At 69.8% G+C, this 6,248-nt stretch carries 5 protein-coding genes and 2 pseudogenes; 2 read left to right on the top strand and 5 right to left on the bottom strand.

Going from position 1 to position 6,248, the window contains the following annotated elements; translation table 11 throughout:
• Positions 1-527: 527 nt before the first annotated feature.
• The gene (locus JK361_RS38865) at positions 528-1,652 is read left to right on the top strand and encodes an SGNH/GDSL hydrolase family protein (RefSeq protein WP_201827509.1); all 1,125 of its coding nucleotides are present in this window, start codon (positions 528-530) and stop codon (positions 1,650-1,652) included.
• Positions 1,653-1,955: 303 nt separating this feature from the next.
• On the opposite strand, the gene JK361_RS38860 is transcribed toward JK361_RS38865, so the two are convergent.
• Both JK361_RS38860 and JK361_RS38855 read right to left on the bottom strand, forming a co-directional pair.
• Entirely contained in the window at positions 1,956-2,465 is a 510-nt protein-coding gene (locus JK361_RS38860; RefSeq protein ID WP_201827507.1) for a hypothetical protein, read from the bottom strand.
• A gap of 29 nt (positions 2,466-2,494) precedes the next feature.
• Complete coding sequence (locus JK361_RS38855) at positions 2,495-3,055, bottom strand: hypothetical protein (protein ID WP_201827505.1); 561 nt, start codon at positions 3,053-3,055, stop codon at positions 2,495-2,497.
• An 898-nt stretch (positions 3,056-3,953) separates the two neighbouring features.
• Here JK361_RS38855 and JK361_RS42800 point away from each other — a divergent pair.
• Positions 3,954-4,278, top strand: a pseudogene (locus JK361_RS42800) (hypothetical protein).
• Between the two features lie 188 nt (positions 4,279-4,466).
• On the opposite strand, the gene JK361_RS41850 reads toward JK361_RS42800, so the two are convergent.
• From JK361_RS41850 to JK361_RS38840, 3 genes and pseudogenes are all read right to left on the bottom strand, one after another.
• Positions 4,467-5,000, bottom strand: coding sequence for a transposase (locus JK361_RS41850; protein ID WP_236054578.1), 534 nt, complete (start codon positions 4,998-5,000; stop codon positions 4,467-4,469).
• Positions 5,001-5,425: 425 nt separating this feature from the next.
• A pseudogene (locus JK361_RS42910) lies at positions 5,426-5,678 on the bottom strand (transposase); the annotation flags it as partial.
• Between the two features lie 219 nt (positions 5,679-5,897).
• Positions 5,898-6,221, bottom strand: a complete 324-nt coding sequence (locus JK361_RS38840; RefSeq protein WP_201827502.1) for a hypothetical protein — start codon at positions 6,219-6,221, stop codon at positions 5,898-5,900.
• Positions 6,222-6,248 lie beyond the last annotated feature (27 nt).

The raw sequence follows: 6,248 nt of genomic DNA, 5'->3' as shown, positions 1-6,248 counted from the left end.
CCCGGTGAGGGCTCGTACGGCCGCGGCCGCCACCGCTCCAGCCGCGGCCGGCAGGTCCGGCCCGAGCCGAACCCCGGTTTCAGGGACAGCAGTTGCCAGGCGACGTCGTCGTGCAGCACGTACGGGATGGGCACAGCCGGTCCGGCACCGGCCGCGGGCCGGGAGCCTTCAGGGGCCGGGGCGGCAGGAGCGGCGCGATGAGCGCCCCCAGGTCATCGTCCACCGTCCACGGCCGGGTCGGCCGGCAGTCGGTCATGAGCCGGCGTGCTCAGGGGCAGCTGGGTGTCTGGTTGCGCCGGGTGAGACCGGGCCGCCTCTGACCGCAGCGGCAGTCGCGTACGCGGCACTGTGGGCGGGGGCTTCGCTCCTTTCGGTGCAGCGCGCGCGTGGCACCCGGCGTACCACCGGCCGCGAGGGTGACCAGGGCGGCCGCATACGGGTGATGCGGGGCGTGTCGGTCTCGCGCGCGGGGACAGGTCCGTTAAAGGGCGACAGCAGTTGCCCCTGCTGAAGGGTGACGACGACTCGTGCGTTCCAAGAAGAGGACGATGGCTGCGGGTGCGGCGCTTATGGCGCTTGCCGGCACAGTGGGGGCGGGAGCCGGCACGAGCGCCGGCACGGACGGGCCCCGCATGCGTGCCCCGATGCTGAGCATGGTCAATCTCGGAGACTCGTACTCGGCGGGCTACACCCGCCTCGCCGGTGATCCTGCGGAGCATGACGAAGCCGGGAAGTCGGGATGCGAACAGACGCTGGGCTCCTACCCCTACGTGCTCAAGGACGAGCTGGCAGGCCGACTGGGGCGCACGGTGAATGTGACGTGCGGAGGAGCCAGGACCGACGACATCCTCGACACGCCGCAGAGGCCGACCGGACACGCATCGCTCGACAGGTTCGGCATACCCCAGCCTGATCCACTGACGCCGTTCCCGCTGCGCGCACCGCAGATCGACGCGGTGCGCCCCGACACGGACGTAGTCACCGTCGGCATCGGCGGCAACGACTACTTCAGCCTCCTGGCAACCGCGTGCCTGGAAGCAGACGCCGCCGGCGACGACAATCCCGGCCGGTGCCAGGACAACCTCAGGAACGGGCAATACGCGGGCCTGGGCCTGCCCGCTGACGACCCCGGCCTCGACGGGCCGAGACAGGCGCTGGCCGGCAGGTACCGGACACTGCTCGGCGAGCTGCACGCCAGGGCGCCGCACGCACGTATCTATGTGGTCGGCTACCCCACTGTGATCCCTCAGGACACCGGCACGTGCGCCCCCAACTCCCAGGAGCTGTTCACGCTCGGGCGGAAAGACCTCGACTGGTTGCGCCAGCTCCTCGACGATGTCAATGCCGTCATGGCCTCCGCGACGGCGAGCGCCGACGCGCGGGGGGTGCCGGCACAGTTCGTCGACACGCACCACGCCACCGTCGGGAAAGACGCCTGTGCTCCGCGCGACACGAAGTGGGTGGAAGGGTACAGCGAGAAGATCGGCGTGGTCGGCGCAGGTGGATGGGGGGATCCGGCACTGATCCACCCCAACTACCGCTACCACCGGTACGTCGCACGACAGCTCGCCCAGCGCATCAGGCGGGACCTCGCCACCCCGACCGCCGGCGGGGCGGGCGGGAAGCAGTCGGACGGCCGGACGCGAAGGTGAGCGGCATACAGAGGCAAGAGCAGCAACGGTGTGCTGACGCCGCCCACGACATCCGGCGTGCGGCCGGGGGCCGGGCCGGGCCCGGGATCGTCGTCTGTTGCTGTCGGCTACGCCGCGGGCGACCGCGAGATCCCGGTACACCGTCATGGAGAGCTGCCTGGGCTCCGTGCGCGTGAGAAGCGCCAGGCCATGAACAGGGAGCTGCACGGTCCGCCCGTCGGGCATCCGTGCCGGGAGGTGCCCGGCATCACCATAGCCGCAGGCCCGAGCACTGAGGTATCAGGTGCTGAGTGCTGAGCGGTATCAGGTGCTGAGCAGCCGGTTGAAGAAGGACCTGTAGCGGCGCAGCGCCCCGCGTAGTTGCTCCGTGTCGACCTTTTCGCCCTCGCCCCATTGGCCCTCGAGGTCCTTCTTGTGCTGGGCGAAGGTGGTGGCCAGGGTCTGCATGACTTCCGCGACCAGGGTGTCGGCGTCGTGCACGGCCTCACGGGGGTCGTCCACGAACCGGTTCTGGATCGTTTGCCAGCGGTCGCGGAAGCCTCGCCCCTCGTCGTCCGTCAGCAGTTGCGGCAGCTCCTCGTCCTGTGACCTGTCGGGGGGCGCCGCTTCGGAGGCGTCAGTGGTCGACTCGCTGCCGCGGCTCTCTGTTCCGGCCGCGGAGGTGTCCGTGGGGGTGGCCGTGGCCTCACCCGGATAGGTGGGCGCTTGTGCGGGCGCTCCTTCTGCGGCGTGGCCCGCTTCCCCGCCGGCCGGCTGTGCGAGATCGTCAGTGGACAGGCCGTCGCTGCGGCCCATGTCATCGTTTCGGTGCATGTTCGCCTCCGTGCGAAATCGTCGTCGGGTCAGGACCGGGCGGGCTGGGCCCGGCCGCCACCGTCGGCAAGCAGCTCGTCGAACAGGGCGCGGTAGTGCACCATGGCGCCCCGCAGCTGCTCGGTCGTCGCCTGGCTCCGGGTGCTGAGGTTCTCCACCTCGTGAGCGGCGCGGTAGTGCTCCAGGGTGCGGCCGTGCTCCACCGACAGGTCCTTCATCTGCTGCTCGAACCCCTCGGTCGGGTAGCCGCGGTCGTGCATCAGGGAAGTCACGAGCCGGTCCGCGTCGTGGACCGCATCCTCCGGCTGATCCACGAACTCCTGCTGGACGCTGGTCCACTCACGTGTGTAGCGATCCCGCGAGGCGGACGGCAGCGGTTTGATCTCCAGCGAGTCATGCCGCCGCTCGCGCTGCCTCAGCTCGCGCTCAGCAGCCATCCGGCTGTCCGCGCCTTGGACCGTCCGCTCATACTCCGGGCCGAAACGCTCACGGAGATGGCGGCGTCGCGTCATCAGTGAGATCGCTACAGCAGCCAGGGCGACCACCACAACGATCGGGATGATGATCGCCAGAAGCGTTCCCGTAGACATGACCACTCACTCCTCGGGAAGCAGTGATGTGCGCCCTACGAGTTCCCCTGTGCACCTATTTCACCCGCCGCATGCGGCACTCATGCCCAAGCGGCACAGCACAGCACGGGGAACCGGGCCGGCGCGGACGGGCCGCCCGGCGTACGGGGGGGGAGTGTGGTGTGCGCCTTGTCGAGCGCTGCTGCCGCGATACCGGCCAGGCCCGGCGCGTCATTCACCGGGAAGACACACCTGAAGATCGTTTCGCTCGGCTGCGGCCTACGGGGCGACTCTGCGCGCTCACATCCCCGGGTGCCGATTCCGCGTCCCGTTCGACCGCCACGTCGCCGAGAGAGGCGATGCCGACGGGGCGGTGCGCGGCGTCGGCGACCGGCAGGCGCCGGACCAAAGTGCTGTCGCATGCGCGGCACCGCTCGGTCGGGATCTTCATCGGGGGGCACAGTGATGAGACCGTCGCTGCAGGTGGAAGCGATGGTCTTCTGTTCCGGGCCGCCGCCTTCTGCGAGCGCGGCGAGGCAACGCGATCAGATGGCCGTCGTCATCCGCATGGGAGAAGAGCTGCTCCGGCTCGGGACGCGGGGGCACCTCGGTGAACGTCCCGGCGGGCTGACCTGTCCCTGATTGATGCCGATCTCGGCCTTCCCCGTGTGCTCTGCGCCCCAGTTGGTTCACGTAGTGAACCAACTGGGGAATGCGGGGGCGGCATGCCCGGTGCCGGCAGGGGCGGGGGGACGCGGCCAGAGCGGTGGAAGCGCGTCACCTCACCTCGGTGCCATCATCCCGGCTGCTGCCGTCCCCGATCCCTCCTCCATCGGATCTGTTCGCTGGTGATGGTCGCCCCGCTCTGACCCCGCTCACCTGCCTAGAGGAGCGTGGTATCGACTAGGTACCACGGGTCGTGCCATCACTGAACGTGTCCTTCTGCGACGAGGAAATGGAGGGCGTCCGCGCCGCCTGGCGCTGCCGCCGCCGAGGGCAAAAGCCTCACGCAGTACCTGCACGACCTCGGCGCAGGCGAGATGCGAGCAGCGGGTCGTGGAAGACGGGATGGTGCGCGCGCAGATGCGCGTACAAGGGGGTGGGGCCGCCGGCGCCGTGGTGAAGGATGCCGCCCGGGTTCGTGGCGGGGCAGCCGGGCGTCCCGGCGGAGCAAACCTCACCGGCCTGTCGGGTGCGGTCGTCCACGGCCGGGCTCTGGGCCGGTTCGTCGGGCGGGAGCTTGAGCGGTGTCGTGGTCATCGGGGGCGGTTTCCTCCATGCGAGCCGTGCGAGCGGGCACGTGGTGACCGGCCGGGGTGGGTTGTGACGGGCGTTCCCCGCCCCGGGCCGGATCGGTGCCTGGATTCGTTGACATCCTCCCGGCCCTGAAGGACTCCGTTGGGAAATCCGTGAACCGGGTGTAGGCGGGCCTCTATGCGGCCAGGTCAAGTCGGGCCAGATGCGAGGTCCTGGTCTGGCCGAGTGGGGTTTCGGTGAGCCAGGCGTCGAGTCGGATGATGTTGATGGCGGTGGCGGCGAAGACGTGTTCGAGGTGGGTCTTGGGCAGGTCGGTGAAGCGGGTCCGGCGGATGCGGGTGCGCCGGACCGCCTGGGAGATCGTGGCCTCCACGCCGGCGCGGATGTTGTAACGCTGCTGCCACTGCTCGGTCAGCTGCTCGCGGCGCCGCGCTTCCAGCGCCTGCTGCTGGTCCCGGGGAAGCAGGGTCAGACTGCGGCCTCGTCTGCCGTCCGCCGCCTTGGTGCACTTCATGCGCACGGGGCAACTGCCGCAGTCCTGGGAGGTGAAGTGCACCCGCGTGATGGGAGTTCCGCTGCTCTTTCGCTGGTCTGACCAGCTGGCGCTGATCCTGCCCTCGGGGCAGGTGACCTTGCGGGCCTGCCAGTCGACGGTGAACGCGCTCTGCGTGAAGTGCTCGCCCTCGTGGTTCTCGTGGCAGGTATCCAGTCCGACCGGCCCCAGCAGCTCGATCCGTCCCGGGCAGTGACGATGTGCGCGGCGGTAACATAGCCGGCGTCAACGTCATGCTCGCCAGGCAGTAACTCCCGTGCGGCCAGGCCCTGATGGACGGCCTCGGTGACTTCGGTGTCGGCGACTGTCGCGTCCGTGGTGACCACCTGGGTGATCAGATGGGGGACATCGGGTTCGCAGGTCTCGCTCAGGTGCGTCTTGTAGCCGCACCAGCCTGAGCCCCTCTTCACGCCGTAGCGGGCGTCGGGGGTCGTAGGGCGAGGAGAGCCGGCATCTGCCCGGCGGGAGGTCCTTGCCCTCCCGCCAGCGCACCCCTTGCCATCACGGTGGTACTGCTCGACCCAGGCCCGGCGCAGGACCTGGACAGCGGGGATCTCCCGCAGCCAGCCCGGAGAGCCGGTCCTCACCTGGTCAGCGGCCTGCCGGTCGGTGAGCCCTTCGGCATACTGCAGCACCGACACCAGCGCCAATGCCCCGGGCGAAACCGCGGGCCGTCCCCGTCCGGGGAACGCCTCGGCGAAGGACTCGTCCGCGAACAAACGGACCAAGCGCCTCACGGACACGGACCGCAAGCGTCCCCTTCGGAAACGAAGCCCGCACGACCCGCGCAGTCAGCTCCGGCACCCCGCGATCAGCCCGCGGCTCCAGCGACATCCAGCCCCACCCTCGATCAGCGAACAGGCCGATCATGGCAGCCCGGCACACTCATCATCACCGGTTTACGGGTTTCCCGACGGAGTCCTAAAGGACGGGGCTTGCGCTCAAGACATCCGGTCAGAGGGCGGGCCGGGGCGGGCCACGAGGAGCACACCGTCGTCGCTGAAGCGGTCGGTGCCCGTGGCGAAGTGTTCGCGCATGACGGGCAGCAGGACCTCACGCAGGCGTGCCGGGGTGGGGTCGCCGGTGCTCCAGAATTCGGCCAGGACCTGCGCGGCCGCCTTGGCCTTCCGGTCCGTCCTCGGGGAAGACGACGTCGACCGGCGCGCGGGTGAAGGAGATGTCGGTGAACCTGCCCGCGGCGAATTCCCGGCCGGCGAGGGTGAGCAGGTAGCCCTGGTGGTCGGGTCCCTGGCCCGTCAGGGGCACGCAGGAGCGGTTCCACAGGTCGATGAGCTCATTGTCAGGGGTGCCCTGGACCACGACGATCCGGGCTAGGTGTACCGGCTTCCAGCGGCGGGGCCTGGCGAGCGTACTCATGGACGCCCTGCACGCGGCCTACCTCAC

The organism is Streptomyces musisoli (assembly GCF_016741855.1).
Taxonomy (GTDB): Bacteria; Actinomycetota; Actinomycetes; order Streptomycetales; family Streptomycetaceae; genus Streptomyces; species Streptomyces musisoli.
Note: the sequence above shows the minus strand (reverse complement) of the source record. Positions and strands in the feature narration are given on the sequence as shown.

What these genes read in the sequence shown, in the direction of transcription:
- JK361_RS38855 (WP_201827505.1), bottom strand. Translation starts at nt 3,055, where the DNA reads ATGTCTACGGGAACGCTTCTGGCGATCATCATCCCGATCGTTGTGGTG.
- JK361_RS38860 (WP_201827507.1), bottom strand. Translation starts at nt 2,465, where the DNA reads ATGCACCGAAACGATGACATGGGCCGCAGCGACGGCCTGTCCACTGAC.
- JK361_RS38840 (WP_201827502.1), bottom strand. Translation starts at nt 6,221, where the DNA reads ATGAGTACGCTCGCCAGGCCCCGCCGCTGGAAGCCGGTACACCTAGCC.